The organism is Streptomyces pinistramenti (genome assembly GCF_020564935.1).
GTDB lineage: Bacteria > Actinomycetota > Actinomycetes > Streptomycetales > Streptomycetaceae > Streptomyces > Streptomyces pinistramenti.
Genome location: NZ_JAJCXB010000018.1, coordinates 77,267 through 99,462, shown reverse-complemented (window position 1 = coordinate 99,462; position 22,196 = coordinate 77,267). Strand labels below are relative to the sequence as shown.

Here is a 22,196-nt window from a genome sequence, read left to right as displayed (position 1 = left end):
GAATGGTCCCGTCCGTCCGGCTGTTGACGCAGGCGTAAGACGCCCGAGTACAACCAGCGCATCGTGAGGAATGGGAGCCCGCCGCATGGGAATCGCTTGCCCGGCCCGTCCGGCCGCAGACCTGCAGTGGTCGCAGGTGCAGGTATCGCAGCCCGCTCTGGCTGGAGCGGCGGCGGCACCGGATCGTCGTCTATTCTCCGAATCGAGTGGATCCGCATCCGGATCCGTCACGGTGGTGGAGGAGGTGGGTCCGGTCACTGGGACCGACGCAGGGACCGACGGCACGGCTGAGGAGCACGCCGGGGCCCGGAAGGAGAGCGACGCCGAGCGCAACGCCCGCTTCGAGCGTGACGCCCTCACCTTCCTGGACCAGATGTACTCCGCCGCGCTGCGCATGACGCGCAATCCGGCCGACGCGGAGGACCTGGTGCAGGAGACGTACGCAAAGGCGTATGCGTCCTTCCACCAGTTCCGGGAGGGCACCAACCTCAAGGCGTGGCTGTACCGGATCCTCACCAACACCTTCATCAACTCCTACCGGAAGAAGCAGCGGGAGCCGCAGCGCAGCGCCGCCGAGGAGATCGAGGACTGGCAGCTCGCGCGCGCCGAGTCGCACATGTCGACGGGGCTGCGTTCCGCCGAGTCGCAGGCGCTCGACCACCTGCCCGATTCGGATGTGAAGGCCGCACTCCAGGCCATCCCCGAGGAATTCCGCATCGCCGTGTATCTCGCGGACGTCGAGGGGTTTGCGTACAAGGAGATCGCCGACATCATGGGGACACCCATCGGCACGGTGATGTCCCGCCTGCACCGCGGCCGGCGCCAACTGCGCGGCATGCTGGAGGATTACGCCCGTGAGCGCGGGCTGGTCCCGGCCGGGGCAGGGGCTGCGGCGGAGGCACCGCAGCCGCACGACCGGAAAGGCTCGGGATCATGAGCTGCGGAGATCCGCACGACAAGGACTGCTCCGAGGTTCTCGACCACCTCTACGAGTATCTCGACCGTGAGATGCCCGCGGGCGAGTGCGAGAAATTCCAGGTGCACATCGACGAATGCTCGCCGTGCCTGGAGAAGTACGGACTCGAACAGGCCGTCAAGAAGCTCGTCAAGCGCTGCTGCGGCCACGACGACGTCCCCACCGACCTGCGCTCGAAGGTCATGGGCCGGATCGACCTGATCCGCGCGGGCGAGACCGTCCCCGAGGTCAGCGTCCTCGACCAGGCCAAGCACGAACAGGCACAGCGGGACCGCGCCGCCGCCCCGGGCACGGACAGCGGCGAGACCCCGGCCGCCGGCGACGTGGACGCACCGTCCGCGGCCGCCGCGGGCCCGGACGATTCCGCCGCAGCACGCGCCGAGGCCGCACGGGCCGAATAAGGCAGCACGTCACCCCAAGGGGTGAGAGGCGGGGCAATTCGTCCCGCCCGATCCGCCGATGCGCCGTCGCGCGCTCCTCGGCCCCTTTATCCTCACCGAACCCCTGCGCACGGGACACCCCTGTGCGGGGACTCGCTGTGGCTTCGGGGAGGAGGGCGCGATGCGGGAACTGCCGGCGGCCGCGCAGGGGTACATCGGCTGCGCCGTGCTTGCCGCGGCGCTGTGCGCGGCCCCCGCCGCGGGACTCGGCGCCGACGCACCCTGGGGCGATGCCGCCGCCCTCGCCACGCTCTACGCGGTGTGCGAACGGGCGCGCCACGGCCCGGTGCAGGGCCGTCCCGAGCCGGCCGGCGGCACCGCGTTCTTCCCCGTGCTGCTGGCAGGAGTGCTCCTGCTGCCGCCGCCGCTCGCCGCGCTGGCCGCCGTACCGGGCGCGGGGGGGGGCCCCCCCCCGCGGCGCGGGCCGCCACCGCCCGCAGGATCTGGCACGCCGCGGAACTGGCCCTGGCCTGCTGGGTTTCCGCGCACGTCGGCCGGGCGATCGGCCACCATCCGCTGTCCGCACCGCAGTTCCCCGCCCTGCTGCTGCCCGCCGCGGCCGCCGCCGTCGCGTTCTGCGCGGTGATCGCCGCGCTGGACGGCGGGGTGCTGGTCGCCGCCGAACGGCAGCCGCCGTGCACCGCCTGGCGCGGCGGACCGGCCCGCTCCCTGGCGCCGTACCTGGTGCACGGCCTGGCCGGGCTGATGATGGCGGTCCTGTGGCGCAGTTCCTACGGGCCGCCAGCCGCGCTGCTGGTGCTGCTGCCGATGCACCTCTCCTCCTGGGTCTTCGCCCAGTACCACCGGGAGCGGGCCGCCCACCAGGCCACGATCCGGGCGCTGGTGCAGGCCGTGGACATCAAGGACCGCTACACCCGCGGCCACAGCGAACGGGTCGGGCGGGCCTCGGTGCTGATCGCGCGGGAACTGGGCATGCCGGAGGACCGGGTCGAGGTGCTGCGGTTCGCCGGCATCCTGCACGACGTCGGCAAACTCGGCGTCCCCACCCGGCTGTTGCGCAAGGACGGGCCGCTGACACCAGAGGAGCGCCGCGCCATCGAACTGCATCCCGAGTACGGCCACGAGATCGTGCGCGGGATCAGCTTTTTGGGGGAGGCGCGGGCCGCGATCCTGCACCATCACGAGCGGCTGGACGGCCGCGGCTACCCGTACGGTTTGACGGGGCGTCACATCCCGGAATGTGCCCGGGTGGTGGCGGTGGCCGACGCCTTCGACGCGATGACCTCCACCCGTTCCTACCGGCGGGCCCGGCCGGTGGCCGCCGCCGTGGCGGAGCTGCGCCGCTGCGCCGGGGCGCAGTTCGATCCCCGGATGGTCGGGGCCCTGGCGGCGTCGCTGGAGCGGCACGGCTGGCATCCCGAACTCGTCATGGCGGCCGACGCGGATCCGTTGACGGCGGGTCCGGCGGTGACGGTCGACGACGGGGCGGCGAAGACGGATCCGGCCGCCGGGCGGTGCCGGACGCAGGCTGCCGCGGGCCCCGGCGGGCCGGCGCCGTCGCGCGCCGCGGTCCTGCCGCAGCTCACGTCCCCGCCGGTCCCGTCCTCGGGTAGCGGAAACGTCCCTGCGGCGCGTACGGACGGGTCGGAGCAGGCGGCCGGTACGGAGACGGCGGCCGGTGCACGGGCCGCGGCGCCCTGGGGCAGGCGCGGATCCGGCGGCCGCCGCGCGGTGTCACGAACCGGCCGGGTGGTTGCCGCGGTGAGGCGGTGGTGCGGTCCGACAGGTCCCGCCGGAAGGACCGGTGAGCGGTGAGCGGCGCGGACCGGCGGGCCCCGGGGGCGGAGTCCGCTCCGCGGGACCGGCGGTCCGGTGCGGTGGTCGTGGCGGTCTGCGCGGCCGCCGCGGCGCTCACGGCCTGGGCGCTCGGGCGCACTCTCGGGAACGGCGTGGCCGAGCCCCGCGTCGCGCTGGCCTTCGGGCTGCTGATCGTCGTGGGCGAGCTGATGCGTGGGGGGACCTGCGGGGCGGGGCGGGCGCCCGGGGAGCGGGAGTGCGCGCCGCTCGGCGCCGCGGGTGCGCTGGCGTACGCGCTGCTCGGCGACGTCGGCGGGCGGCCGACCACGCACGGCGTGGCGCAGACCCTGACGGTCGTCGCCGCGGCCGGTCTGGTGGGGCTCGTCCCGCACCTCGCGCGCGGCCGCGGACCCACACGCGAGCACCTGGCGCGTCGGCTGCTGACCACCGGCTTCGCCGCCACCTGCTTCCAGCCCCTCTACACCACCGGCACGCTGCGCACCTGGACCGGCGAGGGGCCCGGCTACGCCCTGGTCATGACCGCGGTCCTGGCGCTCACCGCGCTGTGCGACGCCGTCCTGGCCGCCGCGCTCGCCGGAGCCCGCACCGGCCGGCCGTACGGGCCGCTGCTGCGCGACGAGCTGCGGGCGCTGCCCGGCATCGGCTCGGCGATCTGCGCCACCGGCGTGGTCGTCTCGCTCGCCACCGCGGTCGCCGGGCTCTGGGCGCTGCCGGTGTTCTGCCTGCCGCTGCTGCTGACCCAGTTCGCCGTCCGCAGGTTCGCCGCCGTACGGGCCACCTGCCGGCAGACCGTCGCCTCGCTCGCCCGGTCCACCGAGATCGCCGGCTACACCCCGCACGGCCACGCCCGCCGGGTCGCCGCGCTCAGCCGGGCGGTCGGCAGGGAACTGGGGCTGGCCGCACCGGACTTGGACGTCCTGGAGTACGCCGCGCTGATGCACGACATCGGCCAGCTCTCGCTGCTCGACCCGGTACCGGCCGGCGCCACCGCCCTGCTGCCGTCCGGCGAACAGCGCCGGATCGCCCTGCTGGGCGGCGCCGTGGTGCGCAGGACCGGAGTGCCGGCCGAGGTCGCCGTGATCGTCGAACGGCAGGCGGACCCGTACCGCGCCCAGCCGGTCACCGCCCGCATCGTGCGCACCGTCAACGCCTACGACGACTGGGCGGGTGGCGCCGCGGGCCCCGGAGGGCCGCTGCGCGCCCTGGAGCGGCTGCGGCTGTCCGGCGCGCAGGACCACGAACCGCGGGTCGTGGAGGCCCTCGCCCGGGTCCTGGCCAGGGACGGCAGGGCGGCGTGAGGGTGCGCCCGCGGGGGCAGGGCGCACGCGGTCGGCTGTTCGCCGGGCGCGGAATGCGCGGGCGGCCCCGGCGGGCCTTCCGGCCTGCCCAGCAGTCCGTGGAACCCACGGGTAATGAGCGGCCGCCGAGATGGGCATGGTTGGATGCGAAGGGAGCCCCGAAGGGGGTTCAGGGGGAGCGTGCAGGGCAAGGAGTCGCAGGGGGCACAGCACATCGGGCTGAGCCCGGCGGAAAACTGTGGCAGGTTGTCGAGTGGGCCCCCAGACGGCCCCGGGCGCCGCTCGGGACACATCCGGAAAGCGGCATCAAGAGCAACCAGCAGGCGGGAATCGTGAGGATCTTCGGCAAGGTACGGCACCGGCCCTCCGCCTCGTGGCGGCAGGCGACCGACCGCGCTTTCACGCTGATCGGTGACGGCCGTTACGAGGACGCGGGCGCCTTGCTGACCCGCGCAGCCGACATGGAGCCGTGGCTGTCGGAGTCCTGGTTCAACCTCGCCCTGCTGCACAAGTTCCGGCACGACTGGGAAGGGGCCAGGGCCGCCGGGCTGCGCGCCGTCGCCCTGCTGGACCGCGGCACCGGCGCGCCCGACTGGTGGAACGTCGGCATCGCCGCCACCGCCCTCCAGGACTGGCCGCTGGCCCGCCGCGCCTGGCAGGCGTACGGTCTCCGGGTGCCGGCCGAGGGCTCACCGTCCGGCGAACCGGTCGGTATGGCCCTGGGCAGTGCCGCCGTCCGCCTCTCGCCCGAGGGCGAGGCCGAGGTGGTCTGGGGCCGCCGGCTGGATCCCGCGCGTATCGAGGTGCTGTCGATCCCGCTGCCGTCCTCCGGGCGGCGCTGGGGCGAGGTCGTGCTGCACGACGGCGTCCCGCACGGCGAGCGGACGACCGCCGCCGGTCCTTCCTACCCGGTGTTCGACGAGATCGAGCTGTGGGCGCCCTCGCCGGTGCCCACCTGGGTCGTGCTCCTGGAGGCGGCCACCGAGGCGGACCGTGACGCCCTGGAACGCCTCGCGGCCGACGCGGGCTTCGCCGCCGAGGACTGGTCCTCGTCCGTGCGGCTGCTGTGCCGTATGTGCTCGGAGAGCCGGATGCCCAGTGACGAGGGCGACGGCGAGCACCTCGATCCGCACGACCACAGCGAACCGGGCCACCCCGGGCCGCTGGGGCACCGTACGGCGGGCTCCGGTTCGCTGTGGGTGCCGGAGCGTGAATGCGGCATAGCGGCGCCCGCCGCGCTGGTGCGCGGGCTGCTGGACGGCTGGGTCGCGGACAGCCCGGACAGCCGGGAGTGGCGGGATCTCGAAGAGGTCTGCTGAGGGCCGACGGCGTCTCCCCGTAGGCTGTAGGGCGTGTCCGCGACGTCCTGCCGGGCTCGCGGCCCTGCCCCAGGGCGACCAGTCAAGGTTTTAAGGAAGGCGTACGGCGGAGATGGCCCAGCAGCCTGTGTTTGATCAAAACGGTGAGCAGCGCGTGGACGAAGAGTTCATCGACGACACGACGGATGCGGAGCAGCGGGAGAGCGCCCACCGCGAGCGCGGGACCTCCCGGCCGATCACGGTCGTCGGCAATCCGGTCCTCCACAAGGAGTGCAAGGACGTCACGGAGTTCGGTGCCGAGCTGGCCCAGCTGATCGACGACATGTTCGCCAGCCAGCGCACCGCCGAGGGCGTGGGCCTGGCCGCCAACCAGATCGGCGTGGACCTCAAGGTCTTCATCTACGACTGCCCCGACGACAACGGCGTCCGGCACGTCGGCGCGGTCTGCAACCCCGTCCTGGACGAACTGCCGGCCCCGCGCCGGGTGCTGGACGACTCCAACGAGGGCTGCCTGTCGGTGCCCGGTGCCTACGCCGAGCTGGCCCGCCCCGACTACGCCGTGGTGCGCGGCCAGGACGCCCAGGGCAACCCCATCGCGGTCCAGGGCACCGGCTACTTCGCGCGCTGCCTCCAGCACGAGACCGACCACCTCTACGGCTACCTCTACATCGACCGGCTCTCCAAGCGGGACCGCAAGGATGCGCTCAAGCAGATGGCCGAGCAGGAGCCGCGCTACCCCGTCGTCGCCAACGGCTGAGCCCCACGCGCAGCGCGATGCCCTCCTGCCGCACGAGCGCGGCAGGAGGGCATCGGTGTCTGCGGAGTGTGCCTAGAACTCGTCGTCGAAGGAGACCGAGCCCTCGACGGCGACCTGGTAGGCCGACGCCCGGCGCTCGAAGAAGTTCGTCAGCTCCTGGACGTTCTGCAGCTCCATGAAGGAGAACGGGTTCTCCGAGCCGTAGACGGGCGGGAAGCCCAGCCGCTGGAGGCGCTGGTCGGCGACGCACTGGAGGTACTCGCGCATCGACTCGGTGTTCATGCCCGGCAGGCCCTCGCCGCACAGGTCGCGGCCGAACTGCAGCTCCGCTTCGACGGCTTCCTTGAGCATGTCGGTGACCTGCTGCTCCAGCGCGTCGTCGAAGAGGTCGGGCTCCTCGGCGCGGACCGTGTCGACGACCTCGAACGCGAAGTTCATGTGCATGGTCTCGTCACGGAACACCCAGTTGGTGCCGGTCGCCAGGCCGTGCAGCAGGCCGCGCGAGCGGAACCAGTAGACGTAGGCGAACGCACCGTAGAAGAACAGGCCCTCGATGCAGGCGGCGAAGCAGATGAGGTTGAGCAGGAAGCGGCGGCGGTCGGCCTTCGACTCCAGCCGCTCCAGCTTCTCGACCTCGTTGATCCACTTGAAGCAGAACTGGGCCTTCTCCCGGATGGACGGGATGTTCTCCACGGCGGCGAAGGCGGCGGCGCGGTCCTCCGGGTCGGGGAGGTAGGTGTCCAGCAGCGTCAGATAGAACTGGACGTGTACGGCCTCCTCGAAGAGCTGCCGCGACAAGTACAGCCGCGCCTCGGGGGAGTTGATGTGCTTGTAGAGCGTCAGCACGAGGTTGTTGGCGACGATGGAGTCACCGGTCGCGAAGAACGCCACCAGCCGGCCGATCATGTGCTGCTCGCCCGGCGAGAGCTTGGCCAGGTCGGCGACGTCGGAGTGGAGGTCGACCTCCTCCACGGTCCAGGTGTTCTTGATCGCGTCACGGTAGCGGTCGTAGAAGTCCGGGTACCGCATGGGCCGCAGCGTCAGCTCGAAGCCCGGGTCGAGGAGGTTCTTGGTGCCGGTGGCGGGGCCGTTGCCGACAGTGGTGGTTTCCGGGGTGGTGGTCATTACTGGCAGGCCTCGCAGGACTCGGGGTTTTCCAGGGAGCAGGCGACCGCGTCGGGGTCGGTGGCCTGCTGCGGTACGGGGACGGGGGTGGCGGCGGCGGTGCCGCGTGCCGACTGCGCGATCCGGGTGGCCGGACGGGAGCGCAGGTAGTACGTCGTCTTGATGCCGCGCTTCCAGGCGTAGGCGTACATCGAGCTGAGCTTGCCGATGGTCGGCGACGCCATGAAGAGGTTCAGCGACTGGCTCTGGTCGAGGTAGGGCGTACGGGCCGCGGCCATGTCGATCAGCGCGCGCTGCGGGACCTCCCAGGCGGTGCGGTACAGCGCGCGGATCTCCTCGGGGATCCACCCGACGTCCTGCACCGAGCCGTTGGCCTCGCGCAGCGCGTCACGGGTCCGCGCGTCCCACAGGCCCAGCGCCTTCAACTCCTCGATCAGGTAGGCGTTCACCTGGAGGAACTCGCCCGACAGGGTCTCCCGCTTGAAGAGGTTGGAGACCTGCGGCTCGATGCACTCGTAGACACCGGCGATGGAGGCGATGGTCGCGGTCGGCGCGATGGCCAGGAGGAGCGAGTTGCGCATGCCGGTCGTGGCGATCCGGGCGCGCAGCGCCGCCCAGCGGTCCGACCAGCGGGGCTCGGCGTTCGGATAGTGGTCGGGGTGCAGCACACCGCGGGCGGTGCGCGTCGCGGACCAGGCGGGGTGCGGGCCGTGCCGCTCGGCGAGGTCGGCGGACGCCTCGTAGGCGGCGAGCATGATGCGCTCGGAGATCCGGGTGGACAGCTCCGTCGCCTCGGCGGAGTCGAACGGCAGCCGCAGCCGGAAGAAGACGTCCTGGAGGCCCATCAGGCCCAGACCCACCGGCCGCCAGCGGGAGTTGGAGGTCCCGGCCTGCTCGGTCGGGTAGAAGTTGATGTCCACGACCCGGTCGAGGAAGGCGACGGCGGTACGGACGGTGGCGTCCAGCCGCTCCCAGTCCATCTCGCCGCTCTCACCGAGGTGAGCCGCGAGGTTGACCGACCCCAGGTTGCAGACCGCGGTCTCCCCGTCGTCCGTCACCTCCAGGATCTCGGTGCACAGGTTGGACGAGTGCACGACCTTGCCGGGCTCGGCGGTCTGGTTGGCGGTGCGGTTGGCGGCGTCCTTGAACGTCATCCAGCCGTTGCCGGTCTGCGCGAGGGTCCGCATCATCCGGGCGTAGAGCACCCGCGCCGGGATCTGCTTGAGCGCCCGGCCCTCGGCCTCGGCCTTGCGGTACGCGGCGTCGAACGCGTCGCCCCACAGGTCCACCAGCTCCGGCGCGTCCGACGGCGAGAACAGCGACCAGTCGGCGTCCGCCTCCACCCGGCGCATGAACTCGTCCGGGATCCAGTGCGCGATGTTCAGGTTGTGGGTGCGCCTGGCCTCTTCGCCGGTGTTGTCGCGCAGTTCCAGGAATTCCTCGATGTCCGCGTGCCACGTCTCCAGATAGACGCAGGCCGCGCCCTTGCGGCGGCCGCCCTGGTTCACCGCGGCCACCGAGGCGTCCAGGGTCCGCAGGAACGGCACGATGCCGTTGGAGTGGCCGTTGGTGCCCCGGATCAGCGAACCGCGCGCCCGGATACGGGAGTACGAGAGGCCGATGCCGCCGGCGTGCTTGGAGAGCCTGGCGACCTGGTGGTAGCGGTCGTAGATCGAGTCCAGCTCGTCCAGCGGCGAGTCCAGGAGGTAGCAGGAGGACATCTGCGGGTGACGGGTACCGGAGTTGAACAGGGTGGGGGAGGAGGGGAGGTAGGACAGGGTGCTGGTCAGCCGGTACAGCTCGGCGACGTCGTCCAGCGCCGCCACCGAGTCGTTCTCGGCGAGACCGCAGGCCACCCGCAGCAGGAAGTGCTGGGGGGTCTCGATGACCTGGCGGGTGGTGGGGTGCCGCAGCAGATAGCGCGAGTGCAGGGTGCGAAGACCGAAGTAGCCGAAGCGGTCGTCGGCGCCGTCGGCGAGCGCCTTCTCGACCAGCGCGTCCAGGCGGGCCGCGTGGCTGCGGACGAACGCGGCGGTCGCGTCGGCGATCAGGCCCTCGCGGTGGCCGACCTCGACGGACGCGGAGAACGCGACGGAGCCCTGGCTCGCGGCCTCCTCGGAGATGGCGAGGGTGAGCAGCCGGGCGGCGAGCTTGGAGTACTGCGGCTCGTCGCCGATCAGGCCGGCCGCCGCGTCGATGGCCAGCGTGCGCAGCTCGGCCTCGTCGGAGCCGGGGTGCCGGCCGCGGAGCGCGGCGGCGGCCACCTTGCCGGGGTCCGTCGCGGTGAGGTCCACGGTCAGCTCGGTCAGGGTGCGCAGCAGGGCGGTGCCCGGGGCGTCAGCGGCGTGGTGGGTGCGGCCGTCCGCGGTGGGGAGCGTGGCCGCCTCGGGCGATCCGGCCTCGGCGGCTGTCGCGGACTCCGTTGGCGCGATGGTCACGTGGTGCTCTCCCTCACTCGGCGGGGGCCGGGAGGGGCGGTGCGCGACGGGCGCACGCGGGCATGCGGCACCCCGGACACGCGGGGCGCGGGCACACCGCGCGGCGTCCACCGGCCCATCCCTCGGGGCCCGGACGTATCGACGTCCACGCCGATGGCGGCGCGGGCGTACTGTCGGCAGGTCTTCGGACTCACAGGTGCGCACGACAGGCGGTAAGGCGATGTCTGCGCATACGTACACCGTTGCGGGACAGTTCCGGACTCACACCGGATTCCCCTGCGGCGACAGCGAGCATGAGCATACATGTGGGGGTGCCACCTCGTGTGCACCCCCACATCTAGTGAGTCGTGTGTGATCGCGCGGTGCCTGTCAGTGGCCTCGGCTATCGTCGGTTCCACGTTCCCCGCACTGCGAAGACAGGCAGGAGGAGGCTCCATGACCGCGCTCGCCGACCGGCTGTACCGCACGCTCACCGACTCCTTCGAAGAGGCCGCGCGGATAGTCGGGCGGGCGGAGGAAGGCGTGCGGCTGGAGCTCGTCGGCGGGAAGACCAGGAGCAGGGCCGCGCCGGACGGGGACCGCGGGCTGATCACGGAGTGGCTGACGCGTATCTGCTTGCAGCACCGGCCCGCGCTTTGGCTGAACCCCGGCCAGGGGCTCAGGGTGGAGGCGTACCGCGGCGGTCGCGCCCGCCCGGACGGCTCGCTCGCGTCCAGTGAGGCATTCGTCGGCCAGGGGGAGTGGGCCGACCCCGATCCGGTGCTGATGGTCGTCGGGGTCACCTCCCATGACTTCGACACCGAGCGGCGTGACCGGATGGAGAAGCCCCGTGCGTATGCCGAGACCGGAATCCCGCTCTCTCTGCTGATCGACCGGGCAGCCTGCGAGGTGACGGTCTACAGCGAGCCGGACGGCGCCCGCCACGCGGACGCCCATACCGTGCCGTTAGGCAAGACGCTCCGCCTCCCGGACCCCGTCAACATCACGCTCGAAACGGAACCGCTCAAGGACTGGGTGGACTGACCTCCTGGGCGGGCGGTTCGTCGCGTCGTCCCGGTACGGCGACGGGCCGCCGCGTCCGGAGGGACGTGACGGCCCGTGCGGGCACCCGAGGGGCCGGGGTCAGTGGCCGCTCGCCGAACCGACCGCTGCGGGCGGCAGTTCGGGGCTGGCGCCCTTGTCGCCGACGTCCGCGGTGTAGTCCCCAGGGCTGGTCTCGTCGACGCCGTCAGGGGCCTTCAGGGCCCGCAGGACGAAGGTCAGCACGACCGTCACCACGACGTTCAGCACGATCGCGGTCAGGCCGATGTAGCCGATCTGGCCGATGCCGGGGATCTCGGCGTTGGAGCCGCCGAAGTGCGCCTGCGTCGGGCTGGCCACGCCGTACGCCGCGAGCGTGCCGTAGATCATGCCGACCGCCCAGCCGGCCAGTAGCGCCCAGCGGTGGAACCAGCGGGTGAACAGGCCGCCGACCAGCGACGGCATGGTCTGCAGGATCCAGATGCCGCCCAGCAGCTGGAAGTTGATCGCCACGGTCTTGTCCATGCCCAGAACGAAGATCAACGCGCCGACCTTCACGAGCAGCGAGACGAGCTTGGCGACCTTGTGCTCCTGCGCCGGGGTGGCGTCGGGCTTGAGGAAGTCCTTGTAGACGTTGCGGGTGAAGAGGTTGGCCGCCGCGATGGACATGATGGCCGCGGGCACCAGCGCGCCGATGCCGATCGCGGCGAACGCCACGCCGGAGAACCAGCTCGGGAACATGTCCTCGAACAGCTGCGGGATCGCCAGCTGCGCGTTGCCGTGGGTGTCCGTGCCCGCCTTGATCGCCATGAAGCCGAGCAGCGCGAGGAAGCCCAGCATCAGCGAGTACAGCGGCAGGATGGTGGTGTTGCGGCGGATCACGTTGCGGCTGCGGGAGGACAGCGTCGCGGTGATCGAGTGCGGGTACATGAAGAGCGCGAGCGCCGAGCCGAGCGCCAGAGTGGCGTACGCCCACTGGCTGTTGGGGCCGCTCGCCAGCTCACCGCGCGGCTTGCCGGTCGGCCCCGGCTCGGCGAACGCCTTGCCCGCCGCATCGAAGATCGCGTGGAATCCGCCGAGTTTGATCGGGATGTAGATGATGGCGACCGCGATGACCAGGTAGATCAGCCCGTCCTTGACGAACGCGATCAGCGCCGGCGCGCGCAGGCCCGAGGAGTACGTGTACGCGGCCAGCACCGCGAACGCGATCAGCAGCGGAAGGTCCTTCACGAACCAGCTGGTGTTCTCGCCGCCGCCGACACCCATCACGTCCAGGACGGCCTGGATGCCGACGAGTTGGAGGGCGATGTACGGCATCGTCGCCAGGATGCCGGTGAGCGCGACGGCCAGCGACAGGCCCTTCGAGCCGAAGCGGCCGCGCACGAAGTCGGAGGTGGTGACGTAGCCGTGCTTGTGCGAGACCGACCAGAGGCGGGGCAGGAAGGTGAAGATCAGCGGGTACACGAGGATCGTGTACGGGACGGCGAAGAAGCCGGACGCGCCCGCCGCGTAGATCGCCGCGGGGACGGCGACGAAGGTGTACGCGGTGTACAGGTCGCCGCCGAGCAGGAACCACGTCACCCAGGTGCCGAAACTCCGGCCGCCCAGGCCCCATTCGTCGAGGTTCGCGGACTGCTCGGCCTTGCGCCAGCGGGCGGCGAGGAAGCCCATGACCGTGACGGCCACGAAGAAGAAGATGAAGACGGCCAGCGCGATGCCGTTGACGCCGTCCGTGCGTGCTGTGGCCAGTGAGGCGGAGGGGGTGAGGGTCATGTCGACGCACCGCCCTTGCGGATCCGCTGCTCACGCTGGACCAGCTTGTACGCGGTCATCGTGAGCACGGTCGAGATCAGCACCCACAGCATCTGGTACCAGTAGAAGAACGGGATCCCGATGAGCCTCGGCTCGATCTTGGCGTACGAGCTCACCCACAGCATCGCCACGAACGGAGCGATCAGGCAGAGCCCGGCCACCACACGCGTCGGTGTGACGACCTGTCTGGAATCCGGTGTTGCGGCTTGCTCTGTCATGACCGTGGCTCCGTCCCTGGCGATCTCCTGTGCGAGGCTGGAAATCTATGGCAGTGCCGTGGCAGGCGTCACTAGCTGTCCGCATATCGGTATGGCAATGACATCAGCCGCCGTGGCAGCGGGACTTGGGCGACGGGGACTCCCCGGCAGGTCCGCGCCCCACGGCGAACGGGCGGCCGCGGGCGCACGCGGCCGCCCGTCCGGATTCCGTGCGGGCCGGGCGGTACGGCGATGGCCGGAACCCCGCCGTACCGCGGGTCTCAGTCGGCCGGGCGGCGCAGCCTGGCGACGAACTTGTAGCGGTCGCCGCGGTAGACCGAGCGCACCCACTCCACCGGCTGCCCCTGGGCGTCGCGGGAATGCCGGGACAGCATCAGCATCGGCAGGCCGACATCGGTGCCCAGCAGGCCCGCCTCGCGGGGGGTGGCCAGCGACGTCTCGATGGTCTCCTCGGCCTCCGCGAGGCGGACGTCGTAGACCTCGGCCAGCGCGGTGTAGAGCGAGGTGTACTTGACGAGGTTGCGGCGCAGTGCGGGGAACCGCTTGGCCGACAGGTGGGTGATCTCGATGGCCATCGGCTCACCGCTGGCCAGCCGCAGCCGCTCGATGCGCAGCACCCGGCCGCCCGCGGCGATGTCCAGCAGCCCGGCCAGCCGGTCGTCGGCGGTGACGTAGCCGATGTCCAGCAGCTGCGAGGCCGGTTCGAGGCCCTGGGCGCGCATGTCCTCGGTGTAGGAGGTCAGTTGCAGTGCCTGCGAAACCTTCGGTTTGGCGACGAAGGTGCCCTTGCCCTGGATACGCTCCAGGCGGCCCTCGACGACCAGTTCCTGGAGGGCCTGGCGGACGGTCGTGCGGGAGGTGTCGAATTCCGCGGCGAGCGCGCGCTCGGGCGGGACCGGGGTGCCGGGCGGCAGCGTCTCGGTAATCTCCAGCAAGTGCCGCTTGAGGCGGTAGTACTTGGGTACACGGGCGGTACGCGTGGCACTTCCGCCGCTCTCCGCGCTGCCCCCGTCGGTCTCCATGACCCGCCCTTCCGACCCCTGTCGCGCTGCCGTCACCGGCTCCTCCGTACATAGCGGCTCACATCGTGGCACGGGTGGGATCCGCGTGCTCTCTCGCAGGTCCGCGCCCGGCAGATGTCGGTCCGGTAACGGAGCCGACAGCGACTCTTATACACCCTTGACACCCCAAAAGGTCTAGGCCAAGCTGCGGGCACTGGTCTAAACCATTAAAGACCACACCCGGCCTTTAGGGGAGAGCGCAATGAAGCGTGGGCTCATAGCAGCGACGGCAGTCGCGGGAATGCTGGTGAGTGTCGCTGCCTGTGGGTCCAGCGGCAACAGCACGGACGGAGCCGATGGCTTCAAGGGCCAGAAGCTCACCGTATGGGTGATGGACGGATCCAACCCGGCGCAGTGGACCGAGCAGGTCTCCAAGGAATTCAAGAAGAAGACCGGCGCCACCGTCGACTTCCAGGTCCAGCAGTGGGAGGGAATCCAGCAGAAGCTGACCACCGCCCTCTCCGAGGACACCCCGCCGGACGTCGTGGAAATCGGCAACACCCAGACCGCCGCGTACGCCAAGGCCGGTGCCCTGCTCGACCTCGGCGACCTCAAGAAGGAGATCGGCTCCGACTGGAGCGACACCTTCAACAAGGCCGCCATGGCGGACGGAAAGCAGTACGCCCTTCCGTGGTACGCGGGCAACCGCGTCGTCATGTACAACAAGAAGATCTGGGCCGACGCGGGCATCAAGGGAACCCCCAAGACCCGCAGCGCGCTCTTCAAGGACCTCGACACCATCAAGCAGAAGACCCAGGCCGAGCCGCTCTATCTGCCGGGCCAGAACTGGTACTTCTTCGACGGTCTGACCATCGGCACCGGCGCGGACCTGGTCAAGAAGGACGGCGGCAAGTGGGTCTCCAACCTCGGTGACCCCAAGGTCGCCAAGGCCATGGACATCTACAAGACGTACCAGTCCTTCAGCACCGCCCCCAAGAACAAGGACGAGGCCACGCCCCAGCAGGCCGAGGTCTTCGCCAAGGGCAAGACCGGCGCCATCATCGCCATGGGCTACGAGGCCGCGACCGCCGTCAAGGCCAACCCGAAGATCAAGGACGACATCGGCTTCTTCACCATCCCCGGTGAGACCGAGGCCAAGCCCGAGGGCGTCTTCCTCGGCGGCTCCAACTTCGCGGTCGCCGGCGGGAGTCAGAAGCAGGACCTCGCCAAGGCGTTCCTCAAGGTCGCCCTCTCGAAGAAGGCTGACGCCCAGATGGTCAAGGAGGTCGGCTGGACCCCCAAGTCGCCCGACCTGGCGGACGCGGCGAAGGGCAACCCGGCAGCCGAGGCGGCCGCCCCCGCGGCTGCGAAGTCCGGCGGCACCACGCCGCTGATCCCGCAGTGGGCCGCCGTGGAGAACGTGCCGAACCCGATCAAGAACTACATGACCGCCGTCCTCAGCGGCAAGACGCCGGCCGACGCGGCCAAGGCCGTCGACGCGGAGATCAACAAGCGGCTGGCCCAGCAGTAACCACGCTGCCCCGGTACGGGCCGGCCGTCCCCGGCCCGTACCGGACCGCAGCGCGTGCGACACCGGTACCTACGGGCAATAGGGGAGCAGAGGGCCATGGCAGTGCAGCTCGACGACGCGGTGGAGAAGGCCGCGCCGCGGATCGGCAAGGGCGGCGCCCCGCCGGCCGGCCGCGGTACCGGCAGCCGACGGTCGCGGGTCGCCCGCGGCACGCCCTACCTGCTGTTGCTCCCCGCCCTGCTCGCCACCGCGGTCTTCCTGGGCTGGCCGATGGTGCGCAACATCCTGCTCTCCTTCCAGACCCTCAACATGAAGGAGCTGATCCAGCACCTCACGGTCTGGACCGGCACCGGCAACTTCCAGGAGATCCTGGGCAGCGGGGAGTTCTGGCGGGTCACCGTCCGCACCATCGTCTTCACCGGCGTCAATGTCGTGCTGATCATGGTCCTGGGCGTGCTGATCGGGCTGCTCCTCGCCCGCCTCGGCAAGAAGATGCGGCTGACCCTGTCCGTCGCGCTGGTGCTCGCCTGGGCCATGCCCGTCATCGCTGCCACCACCGTCTTCCAGTGGCTCTTCGACTCCCGCTACGGCGTCGCCAACTGGGTGCTGGACCAGCTCGGCTGGCACTCCATGGCCCACTACGACTGGGTCGGCACCCAGCTGTCCACCTTCTTCGTCATCACCCTCCTGATCGTGTGGCAGTCCCTGCCCTTCGTGGCGCTGAACCTCTACGCCGCCACCACGACGATCCCCAAGGAACTGTACGAAGCCGCACGCATGGACGGCGCCGGCACCTGGAAGGTCTTCACCTCGGTGACCTTCCCCTTCCTCAAGCCCTTCTTCCTCGCCACGACGTTCCTCGAAGTCATCTGGGTCTTCAAGGCGTTCCCGCAGATCTTCGCGATCAACAAGGGCGGCCCGGACCGCCTCACCGAGACGCTGCCGATCTACGCCTTCACCGAAGGCGTCGGCAACCTCCACTTCGGCATGGGCGCCGCGATCTCGCTGCTGACGATCCTCGTGCTGCTCGGCATGACCGCCTACTACCTGCGCCTGACCCTCAAGCAAGAGGAGGACGAGCTGTGAAGCGCTCGCTCGCCGGCCGTATCTGGCCCAACGCGACGGCGATCGTGCTCGCCATCGGATTCGTCTTCCCCGTCTACTGGATGTTCAACACGGCGTTCAAGCCGACCGGCGACATCATCAGCGACGTCCCCGTGTGGTTCCCGGTCAACGGCACCTTCGAGCACTTCGTCACGGCCGTCAACGCGCCCAACTTCTGGACCCTCGCCGGGAATTCCGTCCTGGTGACCGTGCTCGCCGTCGGCCTCTCCCTGCTGATCGCACTCTGCGGCTCCTTCGCCATCTCCCGCATGCGGTTCAAGGGCCGCAAGGGGATCCTGCTGACCTTCATGGTCGCCCAGATGGCGCCCTGGGAGGTCATGGTCATCTCGATCTACATGATCGTCCGGGACGCGGACCTGCTCAACAGCCTCGTACCGCTCACCTTCTTCTACATGCTGATGGTGCTTCCCTTCACCCTCCTGACGCTGCGCGGCTACGTCGCAGCCGTCCCCAAGGAGCTGGAGGAGTCGGCGATGGTCGACGGCTGCTCGCGGCGCCAGGCGTTCGTCAAGGTCGTCTTCCCGCTCCTCGCCCCCGGGCTGATGGCCACCTCACTCTTCGGCTTCATCACGGCCTGGAACGAGTTCCCGCTCGTGCTGGTCCTCAACAAGGAACCCGCCAAGGGCACCCTGCCGCTGTGGCTCTCGCAGTTCCAGAGCCAGTTCGGTGACGACTGGGGCGCCACCATGGCCGCCGCGTCGATCTTCGCCATCCCCATCCTGATCCTCTTCCTGTTCCTGCAACGCAAGGCGGTCGGCGGTCTCACCGCCGGCGCAGTGAAGGGATGACGCAGCCTCATGACCACCCTTGTTTCCTCCGCTGACACCCTCACCCGCGACGCACTCGCCGTCCTCCAGCCCGGCTTCACCGGCACCAGCGCCCCCGACTGGCTGCTCCGCCGGCTCGACGAGGGCCTGGCATCCGTCGGCATCTTCGGCCGCAACGTCGCAGGCCCCGAGCAACTCGCCGCCCTCACGGCGCAGTTGCGTGCGGAGCGCGAGGACGTCCTCGTCGCCATCGACGAAGAGGGCGGTGACGTCACCCGCCTGGAGGTCCGCGGTGGCTCCTCCTTCCCCGGCAACCTCGCACTCGGCGCCGTCGACGACACCGCACTGACCCGCCAGGTCGCCCGCGAACTCGGCCGCCGCCTGGCCGCCTGCGGCATCAACCTCAACTGGGCGCCCGCCGCCGACGTCAACTCCAACCCCTCCAATCCCGTCATCGGCGTCCGCTCCTTCGGCGCGGACCCGGCACTCGTCGCCCGGCACACCGCCGCATACGTGGACGGCATGCAGTCCGCCGGGGTCGCCGCCTGCACCAAGCACTTCCCCGGCCACGGTGACACCGCCGTCGACTCGCACCACGACCTGCCGCGGATCGCCGCCGACCTGGCCACCCTCCAGGAACGCGAACTGGTGCCGTTCCGCGCCGCCATCGCGGCCGGAACCAAGGCCGTCATGAGCGCGCACATCCTGCTGCCCGCCCTGGACGGCACCCGCCCCGCCACACTCAGCGCCGCCGCCCTGCACGGGCTGCTGCGCGCCCCGGCCGCCGACTGCGGGCTCGGCTTCGACGGGCTGATCGTCACCGACGGAATGGAAATGCGGGCCATCGCGGCCACCTACGGCATCGAACGCGGCACCGTCCTGGCCATCGCGGCCGGCGCCGACGCGATCTGTGTCGGCGGCGGCCTGGCCGACGAAGACACCGTGCTGCGGCTGCGCGACGCGTTGGTGAGGGCGGTGCGCGACGGCGAGCTGTCGGAGAAGCGGCTCGCCGACGCCGCAGCACGGGTGCGCGCCCTGGCGCGCTGGACCCGGCGTGCGGGCGCGGGGGAGGGGACCGCGCCCGCACCCGAGGCCGGGCTGACCGCCGCGCGCCGTGCACTGCGCCATACCGCCAGGGAACCCTTCGCTCCACTCACCTCCCCCGCCTACGTAGCCGCCTTCACCCCCGTCGCGAACATCGCGGTGGGAGACGAAACCCCCTGGGGCGTCGCCGCCGAGCTGGCCCGCCTCCTGCCCGGCACCGACACCGCCTCCTACACCGCCGAGGCAGCCGCCGCGTATGGCACCGGCGGCCTGATCGCCGGCCTGATCACGGCCGCCGACCGGCGCCGCATCGTCGCCGTCGTCCGCGACGTCCACCGTCACCCCTGGATGGCCGACGCCCTCGACGCTCTCGTCGCCGCCCGCCCGGACACCGTCGTCGTCGAGATGGGCGTCCCCCAGGCGCCCCCGTGCGGCGCGCTCCACCTCGCCACCCACGGCGCCGCCCGCGTCTGCGCCCAGGCCGCCACCGAGGCCCTCACCGGAGCGGCCCCGGCCCGCCCGGCCGAACGGGCGGACTGACCCCGCCGATCACCCCGACGGGCCGAGCAGGGCCGACCGGCTGCTGCCCGGTGCCCACAGGGCCGACCGGCGGGACGGACGGGCCGACCGACGGACCGGGCCGGCCGGCAGACCGGCAAGCCGGCACGTCCGCCCGCCACCGCACACGAAGCGGCCGGGTGCTCCCCCTCCCAGGAGCACCCGGCCGCTTCGGCGTTTTTCCTGCCGATGTGCCTAGATGCCCTGCCAGTCCGGCTTGGCCGCGTAGGTGGCGCGGAAGTACTCGGCGAGCTTCAGCTTCGAGGCCGCGGCCTCGTCGACGACGACGGTGGCGTGCGGGTGCAACTGGAGTGCCGAGGCCGGCACCAGCGCGGCGACCGGACCCTCGACGGACTGCGCCACGGCGTCCGCCTTGCCCTCGCCCGTGGCCAGCAGCACCAGGTGGCGGGCCTCCAGGATGGTGCCGATGCCCTGCGTGATGACGTGGTGCGGCACCTCGTCGAGGTGGTCGAAGAACCGGGCGTTGTCCTCCCGGGTCTGCTGCGTCAGGGTCTTGATGCGGGTACGCGAGGCGAGCGAGGAGCACGGCTCGTTGAAGCCGATGTGGCCGTCCGTGCCGATGCCGAGGAGCTGAAGATCCACTCCGCCGGCTTCCTGCAGCGCACGGTCGTATGCCTCGCAGGCGCCCTGGACGTCATCGGCCGAGCCGTCGGGGCCCATGAAGGACTCCTGGCCGAGGCCGAGCGGCTCGACGACCTCGCGCAGCACCACCGAACGGTAGGACTCGGGGTGCCCCGCGGGCAGGCCGACGTACTCGTCGAGCTGGCAGATACGGCTCCGCGAGGCGTCCACAGCACCGGCCTTGACCTTCGCCGAGAGCGCTTCGTAGATGGGCAACGGGGTCGAGCCGGTGGCCACGCCGAGCAGAGCGTCGGGCTTGCGGCGCACCAGGGTGGCGATGGCCTCCGCGATGAGTTCGCCGCCTGCCTTGGCGTCCGGGACGATGACAACTTCCACGCTTGGCCTGCCGTTCTGGAGAATGGAATCAGGTGGTATAGACCAATCTATCAGAGGGAGACCCACCCGGCCCGGTTGTGGACCGACCCGGCAGAAGTCGTCCTGACGGCAGCGTGCGGCCGGTTGACGGGATGGCGCAAGCGGTCGGCTACTTCGCGCCCGAGGGAGAGATTCGCGGGACGGCCGTCACCGTCGGCGGGCGCCCCCTCGCACCACTCCCTCCGGGTGGGAGGCACCTTCCCGCCGCAGTGGGCATGGTGGCTTCCCGCTCCTACAGGTAGGCGCCTCCCGACGCGTCGATCCACTGGCCCGTCACCCAACGGCTGTTGTCCGAGGCCAGGAACGCCACGATGTCCCCGATGTCGTCGGCCTCCGCGACCCGGCCGAGCGGGGATATCGCCCGCACTGCCGCCCGCGCCCCGGAATTCGCCTCCCCGCGCAGCCAGTGGGCGTTCATCTCCGTGTCGACGGCGCCCGGCGCCACGGCGCTGACCGTGATCCCGCGCGGGCCCAGCTCCTTGGCCGGCGTCGAGGTGAAGACGTCGAGGGTGCCCTTGCTCATGGCGTACGCGATCAGCTCGGGTTTGGCCGCGCCGCGCGTCAGGCCCGTCGAGGTGTTGATGATCCGGCCGCCGTCCCGCAGCCGCGGCAGGCCGAGCCGGGTGAGGAAGAACGGCGCCTTGGTGTTGAGCGCGAAGAGCCGGTCGAATTCCGCTTCGGAGATCTGCGTGATGCCGTCCGCCCGGCTGTTGGCTCCGGCGTTGTTGACCAGGATGTCCAGGCCGTCCGCCTGGGTGTCGAAGGCGGCCCACAGTGCTTCGGCGCCGCCCGGCACCCCCAACTCGGCGTGTACGGCGAAGGATTGGCCGCCCGCGGCCTCGATGGCCGTCACTGTCTCCTTTGCCGCGGCCGCGTCGTGTCCGTAATGCACGCCGACCCGCATGCCGTCCCGCGCCAGCCGTTCCGAAATCGCCCGGCTGATGCCCCTGCTGCCGCCCGTCACCAGCGCGGTCCTGCCGTTCCATGCGCTCATGGCCCCTGCCCCCTCGTTGTTGCGACCGGTCGCTCGTACCCCCGGCCTCGGTCGGCGTCGATCACCGCAGCGAGCGCCGTGCAAATATTTATATATCGCTCGCTACAGAAAAACCGTAACACGCTTCCGTACCGTCCGCTATAGAATTCCAGGCATGGCGACCAAGGAAACGAAGCAGCGCGGCCGGCCCCGGTCCTTCGACCGGGAGACGGCGCTGGAGCAGGCGGTGCGGTCCTTCTGGGAGCAGGGCTACGAAGCGACCTCGATCTCCGACCTGACCCGCACGATGGGGATCAGCGCGCCCAGCCTGTACGCCGCCTTCGGCGACAAACAGGCGCTCTTCCGCGAGGTGGTGGCCGAGTACGGCCGGCTCCACGGCGGCTTCCTCGACCGTGCGGTGGCTGAGGAGCCGACCGCCCGCCGGGGCGTCGAGCGGGCGCTGCGCGAGGCGGCGGCCGAGTACACCCTGCCCGGCCGCCCGCGCGGCTGCCTGGTGATCAGTGCCGCCCAGAACACCGCACCGGCCTCCGCCGAGGTGGCCGACTCGCTGCGCGCGATGCGGCTGGCGAACATCGGCGGGATCGAGAGCCGCATCCGCGCGGACGTGGCCTCCGGCGCGCTCCCCGCGGACACGGACGCGCACGCGCTGGCCCATTACGTGGGCTCGGTGATCCAGGGAATGTCGCAGCAGGCACGGGACGGCGCCGACCGCACGACGCTGGAGGCGATTGCCGCGCTGGCGATGAAGGTCTGGCCGGACGCTCCCTGAGCCGACGGCGGGCGGAAGCGGCGCGGGCCGGAAGGCCGGGCGGGCACCGGAACGCCCGCGGGCCGGAAGGCCGGGCCCCGAGACACCCGCGGGCCGCGGCGCCGGGACAGGACCCTCAACCTGTCCGGCACCGCAGCCCGGAGCTTCATCGGCCGGTTCCGTAGGGCGGGGTGTGCACCCCAAGTGCGGTAGGGGAGCGGCCCACCCG

At 71.1% G+C, this 22,196-nt stretch carries 18 protein-coding genes, 1 pseudogene and 1 riboswitch; of the genes and pseudogenes, 12 read left to right on the top strand and 7 right to left on the bottom strand.

The genetic code is table 11. The annotated features are described in order from the left end of the window. Positions 1-244: 244 nt before the first annotated feature. From LIU39_RS15425 to def, 6 genes and pseudogenes are all read left to right on the top strand, one after another. Entirely contained in the window at positions 245-937 is a 693-nt protein-coding gene (locus tag LIU39_RS15425) for a sigma-70 family RNA polymerase sigma factor (protein WP_227047275.1), read from the top strand. Next, entirely contained in the window at positions 934-1,377 is a 444-nt protein-coding gene (rsrA, locus tag LIU39_RS15420; RefSeq protein WP_227047274.1) for a mycothiol system anti-sigma-R factor, read from the top strand. Before LIU39_RS15425 ends, rsrA begins: the two co-directional genes overlap by 4 nt. Before the next feature lie 160 nt (positions 1,378-1,537). Beyond that, positions 1,538-2,883 (top strand): annotated as a pseudogene (locus LIU39_RS15415) (HD-GYP domain-containing protein); the annotation flags it as partial. A 305-nt stretch (positions 2,884-3,188) separates the two neighbouring features. Next, positions 3,189-4,493 carry an HD-GYP domain-containing protein gene (locus LIU39_RS15410; protein ID WP_372463887.1) on the top strand — a complete coding sequence of 435 codons (1,305 nt, stop codon included), beginning with the start codon at positions 3,189-3,191 and terminating at the stop codon, positions 4,491-4,493. Between the two features lie 332 nt (positions 4,494-4,825). After that, positions 4,826-5,812 (top strand): tetratricopeptide repeat protein, encoded by a 987-nt coding sequence (locus LIU39_RS15405; protein ID WP_227047273.1) that lies wholly within the window; start codon positions 4,826-4,828, stop codon positions 5,810-5,812. A gap of 112 nt (positions 5,813-5,924) precedes the next feature. Continuing rightward, positions 5,925-6,569 (top strand): peptide deformylase, encoded by a 645-nt coding sequence (gene def / locus LIU39_RS15400; protein ID WP_227047272.1) that lies wholly within the window; start codon positions 5,925-5,927, stop codon positions 6,567-6,569. Between the two features lie 72 nt (positions 6,570-6,641). On the opposite strand, the gene LIU39_RS15395 is transcribed toward def, so the two are convergent. Then, positions 6,642-7,694, bottom strand: a complete 1,053-nt coding sequence (locus LIU39_RS15395) for a ribonucleotide-diphosphate reductase subunit beta (protein ID WP_227047271.1) — start codon at positions 7,692-7,694, stop codon at positions 6,642-6,644. After that, positions 7,694-10,132 carry a ribonucleoside-diphosphate reductase subunit alpha gene (locus LIU39_RS15390; protein WP_227047270.1) on the bottom strand — a complete coding sequence of 813 codons (2,439 nt, stop codon included), beginning with the start codon at positions 10,130-10,132 and terminating at the stop codon, positions 7,694-7,696. The genes LIU39_RS15395 and LIU39_RS15390 overlap by 1 nt, the downstream gene beginning before the upstream one ends. A gap of 158 nt (positions 10,133-10,290) precedes the next feature. Then, positions 10,291-10,433: riboswitch (cobalamin riboswitch) on the bottom strand. 134 nt (positions 10,434-10,567) lie between these two features. Between LIU39_RS15390 and LIU39_RS15385 the strand changes: the two genes are divergently transcribed. Beyond that, positions 10,568-11,155: a Uma2 family endonuclease gene (locus tag LIU39_RS15385; RefSeq protein WP_227047269.1), complete on the top strand. Its 588-nt coding sequence runs from the start codon at positions 10,568-10,570 to the stop codon at positions 11,153-11,155. Between the two features lie 99 nt (positions 11,156-11,254). On the opposite strand, the gene mctP is transcribed toward LIU39_RS15385, so the two are convergent. The 3 genes from mctP to LIU39_RS15370 form a co-directional block, all read right to left on the bottom strand. Next, positions 11,255-12,925 (bottom strand): monocarboxylate uptake permease MctP, encoded by a 1,671-nt coding sequence (gene mctP, locus LIU39_RS15380; RefSeq protein ID WP_227047268.1) that lies wholly within the window; start codon positions 12,923-12,925, stop codon positions 11,255-11,257. Then, on the bottom strand, positions 12,922-13,182 hold the full coding sequence (locus LIU39_RS15375) for a DUF3311 domain-containing protein (RefSeq protein WP_227047267.1): 261 nt from the start codon (positions 13,180-13,182) through the stop codon (positions 12,922-12,924). The genes mctP and LIU39_RS15375 overlap by 4 nt, the downstream gene beginning before the upstream one ends. 260 nt (positions 13,183-13,442) lie before the next feature. Then, entirely contained in the window at positions 13,443-14,204 is a 762-nt protein-coding gene (locus LIU39_RS15370) for a GntR family transcriptional regulator (RefSeq protein WP_227047266.1), read from the bottom strand. Positions 14,205-14,445: 241 nt separating this feature from the next. Here LIU39_RS15370 and LIU39_RS15365 point away from each other — a divergent pair, with 241 nt between their 5' ends. The 4 genes from LIU39_RS15365 (at position 14,446) to LIU39_RS15350 (ending at position 19,190) form a co-directional block, all read left to right on the top strand. After that, positions 14,446-15,714 carry an extracellular solute-binding protein gene (locus LIU39_RS15365; RefSeq protein ID WP_227047265.1) on the top strand — a complete coding sequence of 423 codons (1,269 nt, stop codon included), beginning with the start codon at positions 14,446-14,448 and terminating at the stop codon, positions 15,712-15,714. A gap of 96 nt (positions 15,715-15,810) precedes the next feature. Continuing rightward, positions 15,811-16,800, top strand: coding sequence for a carbohydrate ABC transporter permease (locus LIU39_RS15360; RefSeq protein ID WP_227047264.1), 990 nt, complete (start codon positions 15,811-15,813; stop codon positions 16,798-16,800). Continuing rightward, complete coding sequence (locus tag LIU39_RS15355) at positions 16,797-17,627, top strand: carbohydrate ABC transporter permease (RefSeq protein ID WP_227047263.1); 831 nt, start codon at positions 16,797-16,799, stop codon at positions 17,625-17,627. The genes LIU39_RS15360 and LIU39_RS15355 overlap by 4 nt, the downstream gene beginning before the upstream one ends. A gap of 9 nt (positions 17,628-17,636) precedes the next feature. After that, on the top strand, positions 17,637-19,190 hold the full coding sequence (locus LIU39_RS15350; protein WP_227047262.1) for a glycoside hydrolase family 3 protein: 1,554 nt from the start codon (positions 17,637-17,639) through the stop codon (positions 19,188-19,190). A gap of 213 nt (positions 19,191-19,403) precedes the next feature. On the opposite strand, the gene nagB is transcribed toward LIU39_RS15350, so the two are convergent. Further along, positions 19,404-20,186 (bottom strand): glucosamine-6-phosphate deaminase, encoded by a 783-nt coding sequence (gene nagB / locus LIU39_RS15345; protein ID WP_227047261.1) that lies wholly within the window; start codon positions 20,184-20,186, stop codon positions 19,404-19,406. Positions 20,187-20,457: 271 nt separating this feature from the next. Continuing rightward, the gene (locus LIU39_RS15340) at positions 20,458-21,219 is read right to left on the bottom strand and encodes an SDR family oxidoreductase (RefSeq protein WP_227047260.1); all 762 of its coding nucleotides are present in this window, start codon (positions 21,217-21,219) and stop codon (positions 20,458-20,460) included. A gap of 154 nt (positions 21,220-21,373) precedes the next feature. Between LIU39_RS15340 and LIU39_RS15335 the strand changes: the two genes are divergently transcribed. After that, entirely contained in the window at positions 21,374-21,988 is a 615-nt protein-coding gene (locus tag LIU39_RS15335) for a TetR/AcrR family transcriptional regulator (protein ID WP_227047259.1), read from the top strand. Positions 21,989-22,196 lie beyond the last annotated feature (208 nt).

Coding starts and splice junctions, on each gene's coding strand:
- LIU39_RS15360 (WP_227047264.1), top strand. CDS start 15,811: ATGGCAGTGCAGCTCGACGACGCGGTGGAGAAGGCCGCGCCGCGGATC.
- LIU39_RS15385 (WP_227047269.1), top strand. CDS start 10,568: ATGACCGCGCTCGCCGACCGGCTGTACCGCACGCTCACCGACTCCTTC.
- LIU39_RS15375 (WP_227047267.1), bottom strand. CDS start 13,182: ATGACAGAGCAAGCCGCAACACCGGATTCCAGACAGGTCGTCACACCG.
- def (WP_227047272.1), top strand. CDS start 5,925: ATGGCCCAGCAGCCTGTGTTTGATCAAAACGGTGAGCAGCGCGTGGAC.
- LIU39_RS15335 (WP_227047259.1), top strand. CDS start 21,374: ATGGCGACCAAGGAAACGAAGCAGCGCGGCCGGCCCCGGTCCTTCGAC.
- rsrA (WP_227047274.1), top strand. CDS start 934: ATGAGCTGCGGAGATCCGCACGACAAGGACTGCTCCGAGGTTCTCGAC.
- LIU39_RS15340 (WP_227047260.1), bottom strand. CDS start 21,219: ATGAGCGCATGGAACGGCAGGACCGCGCTGGTGACGGGCGGCAGCAGG.
- LIU39_RS15350 (WP_227047262.1), top strand. CDS start 17,637: ATGACCACCCTTGTTTCCTCCGCTGACACCCTCACCCGCGACGCACTC.
- mctP (WP_227047268.1), bottom strand. CDS start 12,925: ATGACCCTCACCCCCTCCGCCTCACTGGCCACAGCACGCACGGACGGC.
- LIU39_RS15365 (WP_227047265.1), top strand. CDS start 14,446: ATGAAGCGTGGGCTCATAGCAGCGACGGCAGTCGCGGGAATGCTGGTG.
- LIU39_RS15395 (WP_227047271.1), bottom strand. CDS start 7,694: ATGACCACCACCCCGGAAACCACCACTGTCGGCAACGGCCCCGCCACC.
- LIU39_RS15370 (WP_227047266.1), bottom strand. CDS start 14,204: ATGGAGACCGACGGGGGCAGCGCGGAGAGCGGCGGAAGTGCCACGCGT.